Annotated in this window: 19 protein-coding genes and 1 tRNA gene; 1 reads left to right on the forward strand and 19 read right to left on the reverse strand. The window is 60.4% G+C overall.

What is annotated here, in order from left to right:
- Positions 1-102 precede the first annotated feature (102 nt).
- Positions 103-2,988, forward strand: a complete 2,886-nt coding sequence (locus pbN1_RS03200; protein WP_169202311.1) for an adenosylcobalamin-dependent ribonucleoside-diphosphate reductase — start codon at positions 103-105, stop codon at positions 2,986-2,988.
- A 96-nt stretch (positions 2,989-3,084) separates the two neighbouring features.
- Here pbN1_RS03200 and pbN1_RS03205 read toward each other — a convergent pair whose 3' ends face one another.
- The 19 genes from pbN1_RS03205 to pstB all read right to left on the reverse strand — a co-directional run bounded on the left by pbN1_RS03205 (position 3,085) and on the right by pstB (position 20,564).
- Positions 3,085-3,672 (reverse strand): NUDIX domain-containing protein, encoded by a 588-nt coding sequence (locus tag pbN1_RS03205; RefSeq protein WP_169117005.1) that lies wholly within the window; start codon positions 3,670-3,672, stop codon positions 3,085-3,087.
- A complete protein-coding gene (gene nuoN, locus pbN1_RS03210) occupies positions 3,650-5,119 on the reverse strand; it encodes an NADH-quinone oxidoreductase subunit NuoN (RefSeq protein WP_169117004.1) in 1,470 nt (489 codons plus the stop codon). The genes pbN1_RS03205 and nuoN overlap by 23 nt, the downstream gene beginning before the upstream one ends.
- A gap of 36 nt (positions 5,120-5,155) precedes the next feature.
- Positions 5,156-6,637: an NADH-quinone oxidoreductase subunit M gene (locus pbN1_RS03215; RefSeq protein ID WP_169202312.1), complete on the reverse strand. Its 1,482-nt coding sequence runs from the start codon at positions 6,635-6,637 to the stop codon at positions 5,156-5,158.
- 68 nt (positions 6,638-6,705) lie between these two features.
- Entirely contained in the window at positions 6,706-8,727 is a 2,022-nt protein-coding gene (gene nuoL, locus pbN1_RS03220) for an NADH-quinone oxidoreductase subunit L (RefSeq protein ID WP_169202313.1), read from the reverse strand.
- 12 nt (positions 8,728-8,739) lie between these two features.
- The gene (gene nuoK / locus pbN1_RS03225) at positions 8,740-9,045 is read right to left on the reverse strand and encodes an NADH-quinone oxidoreductase subunit NuoK (RefSeq protein ID WP_011238557.1); all 306 of its coding nucleotides are present in this window, start codon (positions 9,043-9,045) and stop codon (positions 8,740-8,742) included.
- Positions 9,046-9,088: 43 nt separating this feature from the next.
- Positions 9,089-9,691 carry an NADH-quinone oxidoreductase subunit J gene (locus tag pbN1_RS03230; RefSeq protein ID WP_169202314.1) on the reverse strand — a complete coding sequence of 201 codons (603 nt, stop codon included), beginning with the start codon at positions 9,689-9,691 and terminating at the stop codon, positions 9,089-9,091.
- 33 nt (positions 9,692-9,724) lie between these two features.
- On the reverse strand, positions 9,725-10,210 hold the full coding sequence (gene nuoI / locus pbN1_RS03235) for an NADH-quinone oxidoreductase subunit NuoI (protein WP_169202321.1): 486 nt from the start codon (positions 10,208-10,210) through the stop codon (positions 9,725-9,727).
- 10 nt (positions 10,211-10,220) lie between these two features.
- Positions 10,221-11,270, reverse strand: a complete 1,050-nt coding sequence (nuoH, locus tag pbN1_RS03240; protein WP_169202315.1) for an NADH-quinone oxidoreductase subunit NuoH — start codon at positions 11,268-11,270, stop codon at positions 10,221-10,223.
- The gene (gene nuoG / locus pbN1_RS03245) at positions 11,270-13,609 is read right to left on the reverse strand and encodes an NADH-quinone oxidoreductase subunit NuoG (protein ID WP_169202316.1); all 2,340 of its coding nucleotides are present in this window, start codon (positions 13,607-13,609) and stop codon (positions 11,270-11,272) included. Before nuoG ends, nuoH begins: the two co-directional genes overlap by 1 nt.
- On the reverse strand, positions 13,609-14,922 hold the full coding sequence (nuoF, locus tag pbN1_RS03250) for an NADH-quinone oxidoreductase subunit NuoF (RefSeq protein ID WP_210147642.1): 1,314 nt from the start codon (positions 14,920-14,922) through the stop codon (positions 13,609-13,611). Before nuoF ends, nuoG begins: the two co-directional genes overlap by 1 nt.
- Complete coding sequence (nuoE, locus tag pbN1_RS03255; RefSeq protein WP_169202413.1) at positions 14,919-15,398, reverse strand: NADH-quinone oxidoreductase subunit NuoE; 480 nt, start codon at positions 15,396-15,398, stop codon at positions 14,919-14,921. Before nuoE ends, nuoF begins: the two co-directional genes overlap by 4 nt.
- A 51-nt stretch (positions 15,399-15,449) precedes the next feature.
- Positions 15,450-16,703, reverse strand: coding sequence for an NADH-quinone oxidoreductase subunit D (locus tag pbN1_RS03260; RefSeq protein ID WP_169202414.1), 1,254 nt, complete (start codon positions 16,701-16,703; stop codon positions 15,450-15,452).
- A complete protein-coding gene (locus pbN1_RS03265) occupies positions 16,696-17,301 on the reverse strand; it encodes an NADH-quinone oxidoreductase subunit C (RefSeq protein WP_169202415.1) in 606 nt (201 codons plus the stop codon). Before pbN1_RS03265 ends, pbN1_RS03260 begins: the two co-directional genes overlap by 8 nt.
- A 14-nt stretch (positions 17,302-17,315) precedes the next feature.
- On the reverse strand, positions 17,316-17,792 hold the full coding sequence (locus pbN1_RS03270) for a NuoB/complex I 20 kDa subunit family protein (RefSeq protein ID WP_011238548.1): 477 nt from the start codon (positions 17,790-17,792) through the stop codon (positions 17,316-17,318).
- Between the two features lie 3 nt (positions 17,793-17,795).
- A complete protein-coding gene (ndhC, locus tag pbN1_RS03275) occupies positions 17,796-18,170 on the reverse strand; it encodes an NADH-quinone oxidoreductase subunit A (RefSeq protein WP_011238547.1) in 375 nt (124 codons plus the stop codon).
- A 90-nt stretch (positions 18,171-18,260) separates the two neighbouring features.
- Positions 18,261-18,345 (reverse strand) — tRNA-Leu (locus tag pbN1_RS03280).
- Positions 18,346-18,407: 62 nt separating this feature from the next.
- The gene (gene secG / locus pbN1_RS03285; RefSeq protein WP_169202416.1) at positions 18,408-18,770 is read right to left on the reverse strand and encodes a preprotein translocase subunit SecG; all 363 of its coding nucleotides are present in this window, start codon (positions 18,768-18,770) and stop codon (positions 18,408-18,410) included.
- Positions 18,767-19,555: a triose-phosphate isomerase gene (gene tpiA, locus pbN1_RS03290; protein ID WP_169202417.1), complete on the reverse strand. Its 789-nt coding sequence runs from the start codon at positions 19,553-19,555 to the stop codon at positions 18,767-18,769. Before tpiA ends, secG begins: the two co-directional genes overlap by 4 nt.
- A gap of 139 nt (positions 19,556-19,694) precedes the next feature.
- Entirely contained in the window at positions 19,695-20,564 is an 870-nt protein-coding gene (pstB, locus tag pbN1_RS03295; RefSeq protein WP_244857240.1) for a phosphate ABC transporter ATP-binding protein PstB, read from the reverse strand.
- Positions 20,565-20,568: the final 4 nt, after the last annotated feature.

The following is a 20,568-nucleotide window of genomic DNA, read 5'->3' on the forward strand; positions in this document are numbered from 1 at the left end:
AATAAACATTAAGTTATTGTTTTAAATGTTATTTTATTTTTTTGCCTTATCAGCCTTTACACGCTATTCTTCGGCCACATTCAGACCACTCAAAAAAAGACCATGAGCATCGCTACCCATCATCAGGCCAAGGGCAAGACCGACGCATCCACGCTGGCGCCACAGGAGATTTCTGGCGAAGTCCTGGTCGAAAAATACGCCAAGGGTGACGAACAAAGCGTGGGCGAAGTGCGCGCACGGGTGGCACGTGCGCTGGCGATTGTCGAAGCCGAAGACAAGCGCGCACACTGGGAAGCGAAATTCCTCGAAGCCCAGGAAAAAGGCTTCGTTCCCGCGGGCCGCATCAACAGCGCTGCCGGAACGAACCTTCAGGCAACGCTGATCAACTGCTTCGTCCAGCCGGTCGGGGATTCGGTGACCGAAGCGGTCGATGGACGCCCCGGGATCTACACTGCCCTTGCGCAGGCAGCAGAAACGATGCGTCGCGGCGGCGGCGTCGGCTACGACTTTTCCAGCATCCGGCCCAAGGGCGCGCTGGTCCGGGGCACGCTTTCGAACGCCTCCGGCCCGGTATCCTACATGCGCGTGTTCGACCGATCCTGCGAAACCGTCGAATCGGCGGGGGCCCGTCGCGGTGCCCAGATGGGCGTGCTGCGCTGCGACCACCCGGACATCGAGGAATTCATCCACGCCAAGGATCATGGCGACTTGACCAACTTCAACATCTCGGTGGGCGTGACCGACGCATTCATGAAGGCCGTCGACACTGATACCGACGTCGAACTCGCGCACAAGGCCGAGCCGATCGAGGAGCTGAAGGCGGCCGGCGCCTACCAGCGTGACGACGGCCTATGGGTCTACCGCAAGCTGCCCGCGCGCGAGCTGTGGGATCAGATCATGCGTTCGACGTACGACCACGCCGAGCCGGGAATCCTGTTTCTCGACCGGATGAACCAGGACAACAACCTTCACTACTGCGAGACGATCGAGGCGACCAACCCCTGCGCCGAGCAGCCGCTGCCACCATACGGCTGCTGCGACCTCGGTTCGATCAACCTCACGCCGTTCGTGAAGCACCCCTTCACGGACAAGGCGGAATTCGATTACCCGGCGTTCGGCAAGGTCGTCGACGTCGCGATCCGCATGCTCGACAACGTGCTCGACGTCACCCACTGGCCGCTGCCGCAACAGGAAAACGAAGCGCAGTCGAAACGGCGCGTCGGCCTCGGCTTCACGGGACTTGGCGACGCCCTGATCATGCTGTGCAAGCGCTACGATTCGCCCGAAGCGCGCGCCGTGGCGACGAAGATCTCGGAGTACATGCGGGACCGAGCCTACCTCGCGTCGATCGAGCTCGCGAAGGAGCGCGGCGTTTTCCCGCTGTTCAACGCCGACCTGTACCTGTCCGGCGGCAACTTCGCATCGCGCCTTCCCGCCGACGTCAAGGACCGGATACGCAAGCACGGGCTGCGCAATTCCCATCTTCTCTCGATCGCCCCCACCGGCACGATCTCGCTCGCTTTTGCCGACAACGCGTCGAATGGCATCGAACCGCCGTTCTCCTACACCTACACGCGCCGCAAGCGCATGGCCGACGGGACCTACAAGGAATACGCGGTCGAGGACTACGCGTGGCGGCTCTTCAAGCACCTCGGCGGCAACGTCGACGAGCTCCCGCCCTATTTCGTCACCGCGCTCGAAATTTCTGCCCAGGCGCACAAGGACATGGTCGCAGCGGTCGCCCCGTACGTTGACACCTCGATCTCGAAGACCGTGAACGTACCGGAAGACTACCCGTATGCCGAGTTCGAGGACCTGTACCTGTCCGCGTGGAAGGCCGGTCTCAAGGGTCTTGCGACCTATCGCCCGAACTCGGTGCTCGGTTCGGTGCTGTCGGTGACGCCATCCGCCGGACCGAAGCAGCCGCAGGACATCGAGTTTTCCGGCCCGAACAAGCGCTTGGCGATCAAGAGCCTGCCTGCCCCGGTGCTGTCGAGCCTGCGCTGGCCCGGCCGCCCAGAACTGCCCGACGGCAACCTCGCGTGGACCTACATGCTCGGCACGCCGCAAGGTGAATTCGCGCTATTCGTCGGCCACATCGAAGCCCAGGGCGCCGCCGGCTTCCCGTTCGAGGTCTGGGTCAACGGCGCCGACCAGCCACGCGGACTCGGCGCGGTTGCCAAGACGCTCTCGATGGACATGCGTGCCAACGACCACGGCTGGCTCAAGCTGAAGCTCGAAACGCTGGCTATGACGATCGGCGAAAAGTCATTCGAGATGCCGTTCCCGCCCCACGGCGAGAAAAAACTCTTCCCGGGTGTCGTCTCCGCCTTCGCGCAGGTCGTGCGCTATCGTTGCGAACGGCTCGGCGCGCTCGCCGTCGAGGGACCGACCCCGGTGCTCGACACGCTGTTCAGCCTGCAGGAGCCGAAGACCGGCACCGACGGCACGCTGTCCTGGACTGTCGACATCCAGAACCCTGCTACCGGCGAAGACTTTGTGCTCGGGATGAAAGAGATCACGCTACCGGCCCAGGACGACTTCTCGGTGGGCGTCACCCGGCCGTACTCACTGTGGCTCTCGGGCAATTACCCCCGCGCGCTCGACGGGCTGACCCGTATCCTGTCGCTCGACATGCGGGTCATGGACCCGGCGTGGATTGGCATGAAGCTGCGCAAGCTGCTGAACTACCCGGAACCCCTCGGTGACTTCATGGCGTTCGTGCCCGGGACGAAGCGCCAACAGAACTACCCGAGCACCGTTGCGTACATGGCGCGGCTGATCATCCACCGCTACGCGATGCTCGGCGTTCTCGACGAAAAGGGTTATCCGGTGCGCGAGATGGGGATTCTCGAGGCGCCACGCGAGAACAGCGACCCGAAAGTCATGCAGGGCGCGTTGTGCGCCGAATGCGGGAATTATTCGGTGATCCGCAAGGACGGCTGCGATTTCTGTACCGCCTGCGGTGCCGTCGGGACCTGCGGCTGAGGAGCCAAACAAAAGCCCGCGACTGGAAAATCGCGGGCTTTTGTTCATCGGAAAACAGCAAGAGGCAAAGCGAGGCACGCCTTGCCTCGAAACCGTTCAGCTGCCGCCAGCCGGCCCCACCGCCAGACCCAGCGCGCGAAAGCCACGGAACAGCGCAACGATGCTCTTGCCGTCCGTGATGCGTCCGTCCTGCGCAGCCTCCAGCGCCTCCTCGACGGAAAGGGTCAGGACCTCGAGAAATTCACCGTCGTCCAGGGCATCCCCGACATGCGAGAGGCCGCGCGCGAGAAAAATCTCGATGCGTTCGTCCGAATAACCGATGCACGGGTGCATCACACCCAGATACTGCCATTCGTCCGCCTCGTAGCCGGTCTCTTCCCGCAGTTCCCGGCAAGCACAACTCAGCAGGTCTTCGCCGGCATCGATCTTTCCGGCCGGCAGTTCGAGAAAAGCACGCCGAAGCGGGTAGCGATACTGGCGCTCGAACAGCAGCCTGCCGTCGGGAAGCACCGCAAGTACCACCACCGCACCGGGATGCCGCACATATTCGCGCATCGATTCCGCCCCGTCGGGCAGCCTGACCCGATCGCGTCGGACTTTCAGCAACGCCCCCTCGAAAACCGGCTCGGAGTCGAGTTCGAGTTCTTCGAGCGGGTCCCGCTCAGAGGGAGGCGAGCAACGCATAGGCGCAGACCGACATCAGCCCCTGGGGCAGCAGGCCGAGTACCGCGATCGCCAGACCGTTGGCCGAAAGCATCACGCGTACTTCGGCCGGAGCACGGATCGGCGCGGAGTCGGTGGGTTCGTCGAAATACATGACCTTCACGACGCGCAGGTAGTAATACGCACCGATCACCGACATCACCACAGCCAGCACGGCGAGCCACACATAGCCCGCTGCGACGACCGCCTGGAGCACGGACAGTTTCGCGAAGAACCCGATGAAGAACGGAATGCCCGCCATCGAGAACATGACGATCATCATCATTGCGGCGAACCACGAACTACGCTTGTTCAGCCCCTTGAAGTCGTCGATATTCTCGGCTTCGAACCCCGCACGCGACAGCAGGATCACCATTCCGAACGAGGCAAGGCTCATGATCACGTACGACACGGCGTAGAACATCGCCGAACTGTAGGCGTTGAGTGCGAAATGGCGGTCGCCCTCCACCACGCCGGAAAGCAGGCCCAGCAGCACGAAGCCCATGTGCGAAATGCCCGAATACGCCAGCATCCGCTTGATGCTCGACTGGGCGATCGCCGCGAAGTTGCCCAGAATGATCGACAGCACGGCGAGGAACATCAGCATCGACTGCCACTGTTCTGCCAGTTCGAACAGGCCATACACCAGCAACCGCATCGTCATGGCAAACGCGGCAAGCTTCGGTGCCGACGAGATCATCAGCGTCACAGCGGTCGGGGCGCCTTGATAGACGTCGGGCACCCACATGTGGAAAGGCACCACCCCCAGCTTGAATGCGATTCCCGCGACCAGGAACACCACGCCGAACAACAGCACGGTCTTGTTTGCGGCCTGGTGATAGATCGACTGCGCGATCCCCGAGAACTCGAGGCTGCCGGTCGCGCCATAAACCATCGACATGCCGTACAGCAGCAGCCCGGACGCGAGCGCGCCGAGCACGAAATACTTCATCGCCGCTTCGGTCGAGCGAGCCGACTCGCGGTCGAACGCCACCATCCCGTAGAGCGACAGCGACATCATCTCCAGTCCGATGTACAGCGACAACATGTGGTTCGACGTGACCATCACCATCATGCCGAGCGTCATCAGCAGCGTGAGCAGATAGTATTCGGGGCGATCGATGTTGCGGTCGGCGAGGTAGCCTCGCCCGTACAGCAGGGCGATCGCGACGGTGAAGTAGATCATGACCTTCAGGAAATCCCCCATCAGGTCTGAAATGAACATGTTGCTGAAAGTCAACGTGACCTGACCGTCCATCGTCCCAATCGTGATGAGCGCGGCGACAACGAGCGTCGTCTGGGTCAGATAATAGGCCAGACCGCGTGCAATCCGCCGCGCAAAGGTTGTCGCCATCATGATGATGAGCGCCATCACGGCAACAAAAATCTCGGCCGCCGCGGGGTAGAAGTCGGGAATAACAAAATTCATCTTCTGACCAGTCCGAAAAAAGTCTCGCCCGCTCGATTAGAGCTTGCTTACGGCAACGTGCCGCAGGAGTTCATTGACCGAAGCATGCATGACTTCGGTGAAGGGGTATGGATACAAGCCCATTGCCAGCACGCACAGGGCCAGAACCCCGAGGAACGCGAACTCTCGACCGTCGATATCATTCAGTTGCGCGACATGGCTGTTGCCGATCGCGCCGAACATCACGCGCTTGTACATCCAGAGGGTGTATGCGGCGCCGAGAATCAGCGTTATCGCTGCTGCGAACGCGACCCAGAAATTGAACTGGACCGCGCCGAGGACGACCATGAACTCGCCGACGAAGCCGCTGGTGCCGGGCAACCCGGCGTTGGCCATCGCAAACAGCATGAAGAATGCAGCGAACTTCGGCATCACTTTCACCACGCCGCCGTAATCGGCGATGTTGCGCGAGTGCATGCGGTCGTAAAGCACCCCGATGCAAAGGAACATCGCGCCCGAGACGAAGCCGTGCGAAATCATCTGCACCAGCGCGCCCTCGAGGCCGATGGTGTTGAACATGAAGAACCCGAGCGTGACGAAACCCATGTGCGAGATCGACGAGTATGCGACGAGCTTCTTCATGTCCGTCTGCACGAGGGCGACGAAACCGATATAGACCACCGCGATCAGCGACAGCGTGATCATCATCGGCGCCATCGCCTGGGCCGCGTCCGGGACGATCGGCAGCGAGAAACGCAGGAAGCCGTACGCACCGAGTTTCAGCGCGATTGCCGCCAGCACTACTGAACCCCCTGTCGGCGCTTCGACGTGCGCATCAGGCAGCCAGGTATGAACCGGCCACATCGGCACCTTCACTGCGAACGCGATGAGGAAGGCCCAGAAAATCAGCGTCTGCGGACCCATTTCGAGCGGCAACTGGTGCCAATCGAGGATGTTGAAGCTGCCACCGCCCTCCATGAACAGATACAGCAGCGCGACCAGCATCAGCAGCGAACCGAACAGCGTATAGAGGAAGAACTTGATCGCCGCATACACCCGGTTCGCGCCGCCCCAGATCCCGATGACCAGATACAGCGGGATCAGCGAAGCTTCGAAGAACGTGTAGAACAGCACGGCGTCCAGGGCCGAGAAGATGCCGTTCATCAGGCCCGACATGATCAGGAAGGCAGCCATGTACTGCGCCACTTTCTGCTGGATCACCTGCCATCCCGCGATCACGACCATGATCGTGATGAATGCGTTCAACAGGACGAACAGCACCGAAATCCCGTCGACTCCGAGGTGGTAATTGATGTTGAAGCGCGGAATCCACGGCAGGATCTCGACGAACTGCATCGCGCTGGTACTCGCGTCGAACTGCGAGTACAGCGGCAGCGTCACGAGGAAACCGGCAATGGCGACCAGCATGGCCAGGAACCGCGCCAGCGGCGCATTACGATCCGACCCGGTCGCTAGCACGAGCAACCCCCCCAGGATCGGTACCCAGATCGCAAGGCTCAGGAATGGCAAACCCGTCATCGTTACTTTCCGTCAAGTGCGTCGACGACCGACGCGCGTTTATCGTTATTCATTGTTCCGACACCCGATCAACCGAGGTTGAACCAGAAGGTGAGCAGGATGAAGACCCCGATGATCATTGCGAACGCGTACTGGTAGAGATGCCCGGTCTGGAACAGCCGGCTGATCTGGGCGATCCAGCCAACCAGCTTGGCGGTCCCGTTCACCGCAACTCCGTCGATCAGCCCCTGGTCGCCGCCTTTCCACAATCCCTTGCCGAGTTGCCGCGAGCCGCCCGCGAAAACGATTTCGTTGATGCGATCGAAGAAATACTTGTTCTCGAGCAGCGCATGCACCGGCCGGAAAGTGCGCTGTATCGCCGCCGGAATGTCCGGCCGCACCATGTAGAAGAACCATGCGAGCCCGACGCCGCCCATCGCGAGCCAGAACGGCGCGGTCTGCAGCCCGTGTATCGCCATGGCCACCGGTCCATGGAAGTTTTCAGCCAGCTCGGACAGGCCGACGTGATTGGCGCCGACGTAGATCACGCCCTTGAACCATTCTCCGAACAACATCGGCTCGATCGTGAAGAACCCGATCACGACCGACGGAATCGCGAGCAGCACCAGCGGCAGCGTGACGACCCACGGCGACTCGTGAGGTTTCTGTCCAGGCGCGAGGCCGTGATGGTGATCGGTCGAGGGTTCCTCGTCGTCATGATCGCCCACATGATCATGGTGCCCATGGTTGCTGCCGAACCGCTCCTTGCCATGGAAAACCAGGAAATACATGCGGAACGAATAGAAGGCAGTGATGAAGACGCCGAACAGCACGCAGAACAGCGCGTAGCCGGCACCCGGAATCGTCGAAGCGTGCACCGCCTCGATGATCGAGTCCTTCGAATAGAATCCCGAGAAGAACGGGAAGCCGATCAGCGCAAGGGATCCCAGCAACGATGTGAACCAGGTCACGGGCATGTATTTCCACAGACCGCCCATGTTGCGCATGTCCTGATCGTGATGCATGCCGATGATCACCGAACCGGCGCCGAGGAACAGCAGCGCTTTGAAGAACGCGTGCGTCATCAGGTGGAACACCGCGGCCGAATACGCCGAGACGCCCAGCGCGACGGTCATGTAGCCCAGCTGCGAGAGCGTCGAGTACGCCACGACGCGCTTGATGTCGTTCTGGACGATGCCGAGGAAGCCCATGAAGAGCGCAGTTGTCGCGCCGATCACCAGCACGAACGACAGCGCGACGTCCGACAGCTCGAACAGCGGCGACATGCGCGCGACCATGAAAATCCCGGCCGTCACCATCGTCGCCGCGTGAATCAGCGCGGAAATCGGCGTCGGGCCTTCCATCGAGTCGGGAAGCCAGACGTGCAGCGGAACCTGCGCGGACTTGCCCATCGCGCCGATGAATAGACAGATGCAGATCGCGGTGATCAACGGCCAGCCCGTAACCGCCATGTCCTGCGCGGCGAGTTCGCCCGCCTTGGCGAACACTTCGGCGTAATCGAGGCTTCCGGCGTAGGCGGCGATCAGGCCGATGCCGAGCAGGAACCCGAAGTCGCCGACGCGGTTGACCAGGAACGCCTTGAGGTTCGCGTAGATCGCCGTCGGGCGCTCGTACCAGAAGCCGATCAGCAGATACGAGACGAGGCCCACTGCCTCCCAGCCGAAGAACAACTGGAGGAAGTTGTTCGACATCACCAGCATCAGCATCGAGAACGTGAACAGCGAAATATAGCTGAAGAACCGCTGGTAGCCGGGATCGTCGTGCATGTAGCCGATGGTGTAGATATGCACCATCAGCGACACGAAGCTCACGACGAGCATCATCATCACGGTCAACGAGTCGATCAGGAAGCCGACCTCGAGAGTCAGGGTTCCGGTCGTCATCCACGTATACACGGTTCCGTTGAACGTGTTCCCGGCCTGTACGTCCTGATAGATCACCACCGAGGCCACGAGCGCCGTTGCAACGCCGAGGATCGTGACGATGTGCGCCCCCGCGCGTCCGATCAGCTTGCCGAACAGTCCGGCGAGGATTGCGCCGGCCAGCGGTGCCAGCGGCACCAGGAGATAAAGCTTTTGCATGTCCGTCATCGAGCCGCTTCCTTAACCCTTGAGGCTGTCGAGATCATCCACATGGATCGTCCGCAGATTGCGGAACAACACCACCAGAATCGCCAGGCCAATTGCCGATTCCGCTGCTGCCACGGTGAGAATGAAGAAAACAAAAATCTGCCCTGCCAGATCGCCGAGATAGTGCGAAAAGGCAATGAAGTTCAGATTGACCGCGAGCAACATCAACTCGATAGCCATCAGCAGGACGATCAGGTTCTTCCGGTTGAGGAAGATCCCGACCACGCTGATCGCGAACAGGATCGCGCCCAGAACGAGATAGTGGGAAAGCGAAAGCATCAATGACTCCCTGATTGCATCGGCCTAACAGCGGCAGCAGTTCTTATTCTTTCTCGGCGGGCATCGAAATCAGTTCGACGCGATCGCCACGCTTGACCGAAATCTGCTCGGACGGATTGAGATAGCGGACGCCCTTGCGCTTGCGCAGCGTCAGCGTCACCGCGACGATCATCGCGACGAGCAACAACAGCGAAGCCAGTTCGAACGGATACACGTAATCGGTATAGAGCAGCCGCCCCAACTCGCGTGTGTTGCTGTACCCCGCCTGCGCCGCGGGCGGCTCGGGCATGGCTTCCAGTCCGAAGTACCGTCCGCCGAGCACCAGCGCCATTTCGACCACCAGCAGCACGCCGATCAGCGCGCCCACCGGCAGATAGCTCCAGAATCCCTGTCGCAGCCGATCGAGGTTGATGTCCAGCATCATGACGACGAACAGGAACAGCACCATGACTGCGCCCACATACACCATGACGAGGACGACCGCGAGAAACTCCGCCGCCAGCAACAGCCAGATCCCGCCTGCCGAGAAGAACGCCAGCACCAGGAACAAGGCCGCGTGTACAGGGTTTCGCGCTGTAATGACTCTCAGCGCGGCGAAAATCACGATCGCGGCAAGAACGTAGAAGACGAAAGTCTTGAAATCCATTTTCTTTTTCGTGGCGCCCGTCAGCGCCCTCCCTTAGCGATACTTGGCGTCGGCTTCGCGATCGGCAGCGATCTGTGCTTCATGACGATCGCCAACGGCAAGCAGCATCTGCTTCGTGTAGTAGAGATCGCCGCGTTTTTCACCGTGATACTCGAGCACGCGGGTTTCAACCACCGCGTCGACCGGGCACGCTTCCTCGCAGAAACCACAAAAGATGCACTTGGTGAGATCGATGTCATAACGCGTGGTGCGCCGCGATCCATCGTCCCGCTGCGCGGATTCGATCGTGATCGCCAGCGCCGGGCAGATCGCTTCGCAAAGTTTGCATGCGATGCACCGCTCTTCGCCGTTCGGATAGCGGCGCAGCGCGTGCAATCCACGAAACCGCGGGCTCGCTGGTGTCTTTTCCTCCGGGAACTGCACCGTGATCTTGCGCGCAAACAGGTGGCGCCCGGTCAGCGCCATACCTTTGATCAGTTCCGTGAGGAACAGGCTACCGATGTAATCCTTCGCACCCATCATCAGCCTCTCATTTCCAGATCGACAGCGGAGACATCATCCACACTGCCACCACGACCACCCACACCAGGGTGATGGGAATGAATACCTTCCAGCCCAACCGCATGATGTGGTCGTAGCGGAAGCGCGGGAACGTTGCTCGCACCCACAGGAACACGAACAGGAAAAACGCTGTTTTCAATGCCAGCCAGAAGAATCCGTCGGGCAGGAAGCTGACCGGGGACAGCCAGCCACCGACGAACAGCACCGACGTCAGGATCGAAACCAGGATCATGTTCGCGTATTCGGCCAGGAAGAACAGCGCGAACGCCATGCCCGAATATTCGACCATGTGGCCGGCCACGACTTCGGATTCGCCTTCAACGACGTCGAACGGCGCGCGGTTGGTTTCGGCGATGCCCGAAATCAGGAACACGATGAACATCGGGAACAGCGGAATCCAGTTCCACGACAGGAACGACCATCCCATTTCGTGGAATTGACCCTGGGCCTGCGATCGGACGATATCGGTCAGATTAAGGCTCGCCGATATCAGCAGCACGCAAATCAGCGCAAAACCCATCGCGACTTCGTACGACACCATCTGCGCTGCGGCACGCATCGAGCCGAGAAACGGGTATTTCGAGTTCGACGCCCACCCCGCGATGATCACGCCATACACTTCGACCGACGTGATTGCCAGCAGGAACAGCAGTCCGGCGTTGACATCGGCGAGCACCATCCCCTCGCCGAAAGGCACGACCGCCCAGGCTGCGAGCGAAGGTGCGATCGCCAGGATCGGGCCGAGAATGAACAGCCCCTTGCTGGCGCCGGACGGGACGATGATTTCCTTGAAAAGGAGTTTCATCCCGTCGGCAATCGGCTGCAGCAGGCCTTTCGGACCGACCCGGTTCGGTCCGATCCGAACCTGCATGTAGCCGATGACCTTGCGTTCCGCCAGCGTCAGATACGCGACGCAAATCATCAACGGCGCGATGATCGCGACGATCTTCGTGAGCGTCCACACTGCGGGCCACGCAGGTCCGAACAACTGCGCCACGGGTTCCAGCAAAGCTTCCATCAGACACGCTCCAGGCTGATTTCGCCGCACATCGCGCCGAGGGCCGCAGTCGCGGGGTGAGCGGCCGCGATGCGAACACAGTTGTCCGCGACCTTTTCATCGACCACCACACCCAGTTCTGCGACAGCTCCGCCCTGCTTCACGCGGGCACGCGCACCCGCTTCAAATCCCAGGCGGGCAAGCGTCGCCGCGCTCGCACGGAGCGACGGTACCGCGCCGTCCCGCGTCTTTTGCAACGAAGGGGCGCGCCGCACCAGGGGGTCGGCGAAATAGATCGGCACGTCGCTCACTCGCTCCAACCCGCCGGCAGCCGCAGGACGCGTCGAGAGTTCGACGTCCGACACGCCGTTCCCCAGGCGTTCCGCGACATCCGTGGACAACACTTCCGCCGCGACCGCCTCGGAATCGTTCTGGTCGAAACCTTCCAGTTCGAGCAGGTTGCCGAGGACGCGAAGCACTTTCCAGCCCGGCCGCGCTTCACCGCGCGCGCGCGCGACGGCATTGAAGCTCTGCACCCTGCCCTCGCAATTGACGAAAGTGCCAGACGTTTCAGTAAACGGAGTAATCGGCAGCAGCACGTTTGCACAGGATCGCAGCGCGGGCGATGTAAACGCGGACAGCGCCACGACGAGCCGTGCGCCGCGCAACGCCGCCATCGTGGCGACGGGATTGGCAAAATCGAGATCGGGCTCGGCATTGAGCAGCAGATAGGACTTCAGCGGCTGCTCGACCATCTGCCGCGCGTTGAATCCCCCGACGATGGGCGCCGCTTTCGCGAGATACCCGCCGACACTGTTTGCCGCCTCGCCGATGAAGCCCAGGGAACCACCGCTCAAGCGGGCGATTTCCTGTGCAACGACGTGCAGTTCGGCAGCGAACTCGGACTGTTCCGCAAAGTTGCCCAACCACACGGCGACGCGAGCGCCCGTGGCGAGATTTTGGGCGATCGTACGAGCTTCGTCCGAGATTTCCGCCGGCACCCGCGTGGCGAGTTCGTCGACAACCGGCATGCCCTTTTCCGCCGCCAGGGCTGCGGCGACCTGCAACAGCATGCCGACCATCCCGGACGGCGCGACCAGCGCCTCGTTTTTCACCGGCAACAGCCAGTTATCGCCCGCGGCATGGATCGCACTCACCTGCAGCCCACGCTTGGCCGCCTGCCGCACGCGCTGCGCCAGCAGCGGCGCGTCCTTGCGCAAGAAGCTGCCGATGATCAGCAACCGGTTCAGCCCGGCGACATCGGCGATCGGCATTCCCAACCAGGGAGCGCCCGTCCGATGACCGTCTGCCCGGAAATCCCACTGCCGCAGCCGGAAATCTATATTGTCGGTACCGAGTGTGCGCGCGAGTTTCTGCAACAGGTGCAACTCCTCGAGGGTCGAATGGGGCGACGCCAGCGCACCGATCGTCGCCGGTCCGTTCTCTTTCGCCGTCGCGAGCAGACCGTTGGCGACGAATTCGAGCGCAGCCTGCCAGTCGACTTCCTTCCACTCGCCGTCCTGCTTGATCATCGGAACCGTCAGACGATCCTCGCTATTCAAGCCTTCGTACGAAAAACGATCCTTGTCGGACAGCCAGCACTCGTTGATTCCTTCGTTCTCGAGCGGCAGGACCCGCTTGACGATATCGTGCTTGACCTGAACGACGAGATTCGATCCGAGCGAATCATGCGAGCTGATCGATTTGCGCCGGGAAAGCTCCCAGGTGCGCGCGGCGAAGCGAAAAGGCTTCGACGTCAATGCACCGACAGGGCAAAGGTCGATGATGTTGCCCGACAGCTCGGATTCGAGTGTCTTTTCGATGAACGGCATGATTTCCGCATGTTCGCCGCGGAAGGCCTGGCCGAGTTCCATCATGCCGGCGATTTCGGTCGTAAACCGCACGCAGCGCGTGCAGTTGATGCACCGCGTCATGTCCGTCGCAACGAGCGGGCCGAGGTTCTTGTTGAACACGACGCGCTTTTCTTCCTCATAGCGCGACTGGCTCCCGCCGTAACCGACGGCGAGATCCTGCAACTGGCACTCGCCGCCCTGATCGCAGATCGGGCAATCGAGGGGGTGGTTGATGAGCAGAAACTCCATCACCCCTTTCTGCGCCTTGATCGCCTGATCCGATCGCGTCCACACCTTCATGCCGTTGGTGACCGGCGTCGCGCAGGCGGGCAGCGGCTTCGGGGCCTTTTCGACCTGAACGAGACACATGCGGCAACTTGCCGCAATAGACAGTTTCTTGTGATAACAGAAGTGCGGAATGTATGCACCGATCTTGGTCGCTGCATCCATCACGGTGCTGCCATCCTCGACCGATACCTGCTTGCCGTCGATTTCGATCTCTAGCATCACGGACTCACGTAGATTTGGCTGCCCAGGTGCTGAACCTCGGGCGGCACTAGACATTTCTTGTTTTCGATGTGGTACTCGAACTCCGAGCCGAAGTGCTTGATGAAACTCTGCACCGGCATCGATGCGGCATCACCGAGGGCGCAAATGGTGCGTCCCATGATGTTGCCGGTCACCGAGTTGAGCAGACCGAGATCGTCGCGGCGTCCCAGCCCGTTCTCGATCCGATGAACCACCCGATAAAGCCATCCGGTTCCCTCGCGGCACGGCGTGCACTGGCCGCAGGATTCCTCGAAATAGAAATACGACAGTCGCTCGAGCGCCTTCACCATGCACGTGGTCTCGTCCATGACGATCACCGCGCCAGAACCGAGCATCGAGCCTGCCTTGGCGATGGAGTCATAGTCCATCGTGCAATCCATCATGACGGCTCCCGGCAGCACGGGTGACGACGAGCCGCCGGGAATCACGGCCTTGAGCTTGCGTCCGCCGCGCATTCCTCCGGCCATTTCAAGCAACTCTGCAAACGGGGTGCCCATCCCGATTTCGTAATTCCCCGGCCGATTGACGTGCCCCGAAATCGAGAACAGCTTCGCCCCGCCGTTGTTCGGCTTCCCGAGATTGAGAAAACTCTCTCCGCCCATATTGATGATGAACGGCACCGACGCGAATGTCTCGGTGTTGTTGATCGTCGTCGGCTTGCCGTAAAGACCGTAGCTTGCCGGGAACGGCGGCTTGAAGCGCGGCTGCCCTTTCTTGCCTTCGATCGACTCGAGCAGCGCGGTCTCTTCACCGCAGATATAGGCCCCGTAGCCGTGATGCGCGAACAACTCGAACGAAAAATCCGAACCCAGGATTTTCTGACCGAGCAGACCCGCTTCACGCGCTTCGGCCAGCGCCTCCTCGAAGCGCTCGTAGATCTCGAAAATTTCGCCGTGGATATAGTTGTAGCCCCGCTCGCATCCCATCGCATACGCCGCGATCGTCATGCCCTCGATGACGCTGTGCGGGTTGTAGCGAAGAATATCGCGGTCCTTGAAAGTGCCCGGCTCGCCCTCGTCGGAATTACAGGCGAGGTATTTCGCTCCGGGGAACGAGCGCGGCATGAAGCTCCACTTGAGCCCGGTGGGAAAACCCGCCCCCCCACGCCCGCGCAGCGAAGAGGCCTTCAATTCGGCGATGATCGTCTCAGCCGGAATCTTCTCCGCAATGATTTTTTTCAGCGCGGAATAACCACCGCGCCCGATGTAATCCTGTAACCGCCAGGTACGGTCGCCGTCGACCCCGGCGAGAATAAGTCCGCGTGCGCTCATTTGTCTTCCAGATCGGCCAGCAGTTGATCGATCTTTTCAGTCGTCATCCAGCTGCACATGTGGTGGTTATTCACCAGCATTACCGGAGCATCACCACAGGCTCCCATGCATTCACCCTCCTTGAGGGTGAATTTGCCGTCCGGCGTGGTTTCGTTGAAATCGATTCCCAGCTTCTGCTTGACATAATCCGCCGCATGCACTCCTCCCGACAGGGCACACGGGAGATTGGTGCACACCGTGATCTTGTGACGTCCCACCGGCTGGAGATCGTACATGTTGTAAAAACTCGCCACCTCGTACGCGGCGATTGCCGGCATGTCGAGATAGCCAGCGACAAACTCGATCGTCTCTTTCGCCAGCCAGCCCATTTCAACCTGGGCGATGCGCAGCGCCGACATTACCGCCGACTGCTTCTGGTCGGGCGGATATTTCGCGATCTCGCGATCGATCTGTTGTAGCGATTCCTGACTCAGCATTTCGTGTTCGTCTTCCCGGATTGCCTGCCGACGTTTGTCATGCCCGTTCGTTCAGCGGTCGATTTCGCCGAACACCACATCCATCGTGCCGATGATCGCAACCACGTCGGCAATCATGTGGCCGCGGGCGATCTCGTCCATTGCCGCGAGATGCGCAAACCCCGGCGCCCTGAGTTTGAGACGGTAAGGCTTGTTCGCGCCGTCGGAGACCGCATAGACGCCGAATTCACCCTTGGGGTGTTCAATTCCCGCATATACCTCGCCGCTCGGAACATGCATACCTTCAGTGAAGAGTTTGAAATGGTGGATCAACTCCTCCATGTTCCCCTTCATCCGCTCGCGCGGCGGCGGCGCAACTTTGTAATTGTCGGCAATGACCAACCCCGGATTCTTGCGCAGCCAGTCGATGCATTGCTTGATGATCCGGTTCGACTGGCGCATCTCTTCCATGCGGCACAGGTAACGATCATAGCAATCGCCGTTCTTCCCGATGGGAATGTCGAATTCCATCCGGTCGTACACTTCGTAGGGCTGTTTTTTGCGCAGATCCCATGCGATGCCGGAACCCCGCAACATCGGTCCGGTGAACCCCCAAGCCTTGGCCTGCTCGGGCGTTACCACGCCGATACCGACCGTGCGCTGCTTCCAGATCCGGTTGTCGGTAAGGAGTGTTTCGTAGTCGTCGCAGTAACCGTTGAACCGTTCGGTGAAGTCCTCGAGAAAATCGAGCAACGATCCCTGACGGTTCTCGTTCAATTCGCGGACGGTATTCGCATTCTTGAACTTGTTAACCACATATTGCGGCATACGATCCGGCAGATCACGGTAGACGCCTCCGGGACGGTAATACGCGGCATGCATCCGCGCGCCCGAAACCGCCTCGTAGGCATCCATCAAATCTTCACGCTCGCGGAAGGTATACAGGACCATCGTCATCGCGCCAATATCGAGCGCGTGCGTGCCGATACCGAGGAGGTGATTCAGAATCCGGGTGATTTCGTCGAACATGACGCGGATGTACTGGGCACGGATCGGCACTTCGACACCCAGCAGGCGTTCGATCGCCATGCAGTAGGCATGCTCGTTGCACATCATGGACACATAATCGAGCCGGTCCATATAAGGGACCGATTGCACCCAGGTGCGCGTTTCCGCGAGTTTCTCCGTTCCGCGATGGAGCAGGCCGATATGCGGATCGGCCCGCACGACGACTTCGCCGTCGAGTTCGAGCACCAGGCGAAGCACGCCGTGGGCAGAAGGGTGCTGCGGACCGAAATTGATCGTGTAATTGCGAATCTCAGCCATGGCCGACATCCCCGTAGTGCTCTTCGCGCACGATGCGCGGCGTGTTCTCACGTGGCTCGATGGTCACCGGCTGATATACCACCCTTCCCTGCTCGGGGTCGTAACGCATCTCGACGTAGCCGGAAACAGGAAAATCCTTGCGGAACGGATGACCGACGAATCCGTAATCCGTCAGGATTCGGCGCAGATCCGGATGACCGGCAAACATGATGCCATAGAGATCGAACGCTTCACGCTCGTACCAGTTGACACTGGGCCACACTCCCACCAGCGATTCGAGCATCGGGAATGCATCGTCATCGGCGAAGGCACGCAAGCGAACCCGCCAATTGTGCGTGATCGAAAGCAGATGTACGGCAACGGCGAACCGCTTTCCCGCCCATGCTCCGCTTCCGTAAGCCGAATAATCCAGGCCCGTGAGATCGATCAGTTCCTCGAACTGCAGATCGCGATGATCCCGCAGCAGTTGCGCAACGTGGAGGTAATCGGCCGCCGCGACTTCGAGCGTAACCTCGCCGCGATCAACGATCACCGAGCGCACTTTCGCACCCAGGATATTTTGCAGTGAACTGCTCAGACGTTCCAGCTTCAAGCTCATAAATGGGCTACCTGTCACCGCGCTATGGTGTTAGTGCGCTTGATCTTGTTCTGCAACTGAATGATGCCGTACAGCAACGCTTCTGCGGTCGGCGGGCAGCCCGGCACGTAAACATCGACCGGCACGATGCGGTCACACCCCCTCACCACCGAATACGAGTAGTGATAGTAGCCCCCGCCATTGGCGCAGGAGCCCATCGAGATCACCCAGCGAGGCTCCGCCATCTGGTCATAAACCTTGCGTAATGCCGGCGCCATCTTGTTGCAAAGCGTACCAGCCACGATCATGAGATCCGACTGCCGCGGACTGGGACGGAACACCACGCCGAAACGGTCAAGATCGTATCGCGCACAGCCAGCGTGGATCATTTCGACGGCACAGCAGGCGAGGCCGAAGGTCATTGGCCACAGGGAACCCGTACGCGTCCAGTTGATCACCGCATCGAGCGAGGTGGTAACAAATCCCTCGCGAAAAACGCCCTCAATGCTCATGCATCACTCCCAGTCGAGTGCACCGTTCTTCCACTCGACGACATAGCCGATAACCAGCACGGCAAGAAAAACCATTACCGAACCGAATACAAACCAGGCAATTTCACCCGCCGCAATGAATTCCTGAAAAACAGTCGCCCAAGGAAACAGAAAGGCGATTTCAAGATCGAAGAGAATGAAAAGAATGGCTATGAGATAATAGCGCACGTCGAATTTCATGCGAGCGTCTTCAAACGCCTCGAAGCCGCACTCGTAAGGCGACAGCTTCTCTCCGTCAGGCCGGTAAGGAGCGAGAACACGCCCGAGAATCACGGGAACCAGACCGAATCCCAGACCAACGAGGATGAACATCAGGACAGGAAAGTAGTTTTCCAGCATCGAAACACCCCGTTTTGAATATTAGACTTGCTCTGACTACGCTGTTGTACGGCATGAAAACGCCCGCATCAGCGGGCGATCTTCAATACCTGGTGCCGACGGTGAGACTCGAACTCACACGGCTTTCGCCACCACCCCCTCAAGATGGCGTGTCTACCAATTTCACCACGTCGGCAATATTTGTTACAGCCGCGAAATTATACGACTTTTTCCGCAGTGCGCAAACCCAAAATGAACTTATTTTGGAATCGCCTGCGCCTTCGAATCCTGAGCCTCGCCGCCGTCCGCGGGCTTCGCGTCCGCCGCCGGCACGGATAAGGTCGAGGCCCCCTCCATCACGCTCGAAGGCTGACTCGGCTTGTTGCTGGCGAGGTAGCTGAGACCCAGACTGGTTATGAAAAAGACCGTGGCAAGAATGCCTGTCGTTCGACTGAGGAAATTCGCCGACCCGGACGATCCGAACACACTGCCCGATGCGCCTCCGCCGAATGCCGCTCCGGCATCCGCCCCCTTGCCATGCTGCATCAACACCAGCCCGATAATGCACAACCCTACCAGCACGTGAATCGTCAGAACGATTGAAAAAATATAGTTACTCATCGAGAACCTTTGAAATCGCTTACATCGTCGTCCTGCGTAGCCACGGCAGCAGCTTCGCAGATCTCAAGAAATTGCTTGGCAATCAGCGACGCGCCGCCGATAAGCCCGCCGTCCGAATCAGGCAGACTGAACAATGCAGCGGCACGGTCTGCCTTCACGCTTCCCCCGTACAGGACTCTGACCGCGCGAGAATCCACCACATGACGGGCCAACCAGCCCCGCACGAATGACAGGATCGCCTGGACCTGCTCCGGGGATGCCGCTCGTCCGGTCCCGATTGCCCACACCGGCTCGTACGCGATCACCAGCCGTGAGAGCGAGGCGCCATCGAGCACCCGCGCCAAGGCATCGAGCTGGCGCAACAGCACATCTTCTGCACGGCCCGCTTCGCGTTCGACAAGCGACTCCCCGACGCACACGATCGGCGCGAGACCCGCCGCCAGCGCAGCACGAGCCTTTCGGGCGACAAGAAGATCATCCTCGTGGAACAACGCACGCCGCTCGGAATGGCCGACGATGACGAAGCGGCAATCGAAGTCCGCCAGCATTGCCCCGCTGACTTCGCCCGTATACGCCCCGGCGTCGAACTCACTCAGATTCTGGGCGCCGAGCATCGTCGCACTACCCGACAACGCTCGCTGACCCTGCGCCAGATAAGGAAACGGAAGGCACAGGGCAGTATCGACGCTGCCGGGACTGCGGCCGACAAGCTGTTCGAAGAGCGCCTGATTGCCTACCAGATCGCCGTTCATCTTCCAGTTGCCGACGACAAGCTTGCGTTCCATGCACTCGAATCCGCTAAATCGGGGCATTCTATCGTGCCCGGCCCCGCGGGGTAAAGACGACCCGATGGACTGGCGGCCGCCAGGCTGGGCGGGGTGGGCCACCGATCCATCGCAGAAAAGCCGGTGCGCAGCGTAATCCCTAGCCGAAGCGTCCCGTGATGTAGTCCTCGGTTTCCCGGCGAACAGGATTGACAAACAGTTGGCGGGTCCGGCCGAACTCGATCAGTTCTCCGAGATACATGTATGCGGTGAAGTCCGACACCCGCGCCGCCTGTTGCATGTTGTGCGTGACGATCAGAATCGTGACTTTCTGCCGCAGCTGGTCGATGAGTTCCTCGATGCTGGCGGTGGCAATCGGGTCGAGCGCCGAGGTCGGTTCGTCGAACAGCAGCACTTCGGGATCTGTCGCGAGACAACGCGCGATGCACAGTCGCTGTTGTTGCCCGCCTGACAAGGCAAACGCAGGTTCGTTCAGGCGATGTGCGACTTCCGCCCACAGGGCCGCGCCCTTGAGGGCCTCCTCCACCCGACCGTCGAGGACAGAGCGGCTTTTTTCCCCGCGGATGCGCAGTCCGTACGCCACATTCTCGTAGATCGATTTCGGGAACGGGTTCGGTTTCTGGAACACCATGCCGATTCGCATCCGGACCTCGATCGGATCGACAGCAGGGTCGAGCAGATTGGTGTTGTCCGGCAGCAGCCGGATCGCGCCCTCGTACCGGTTGCCCGGGTAGAGATCGTGCATCCGGTTGCAAGCCCGCAGCAGCGTGGACTTGCCACATCCGGACGGCCCGATGAGCGCCGTAACGTGCTTCTCGTAGACCGGCAGCGTTATGGATTTAAGTGCCTGGAACTGGCCGTAATAAAAACTGAAGTTTTCCGCCGCGGCCTTGACCGGCGGCGTGTCCGGCGAAGACTGGGCGTCGCCCAAATGCACATTCGATGCGCCAGCGACGCTCTCGGCAGTAGGCCTCACTGCCTGCGCAGCGGGTCGATCAATCGAACGCATTGTG

The sequence above is a fragment of the Aromatoleum bremense genome (assembly GCF_017894365.1).
GTDB lineage: Bacteria > Pseudomonadota > Gammaproteobacteria > Burkholderiales > Rhodocyclaceae > Aromatoleum > Aromatoleum bremense.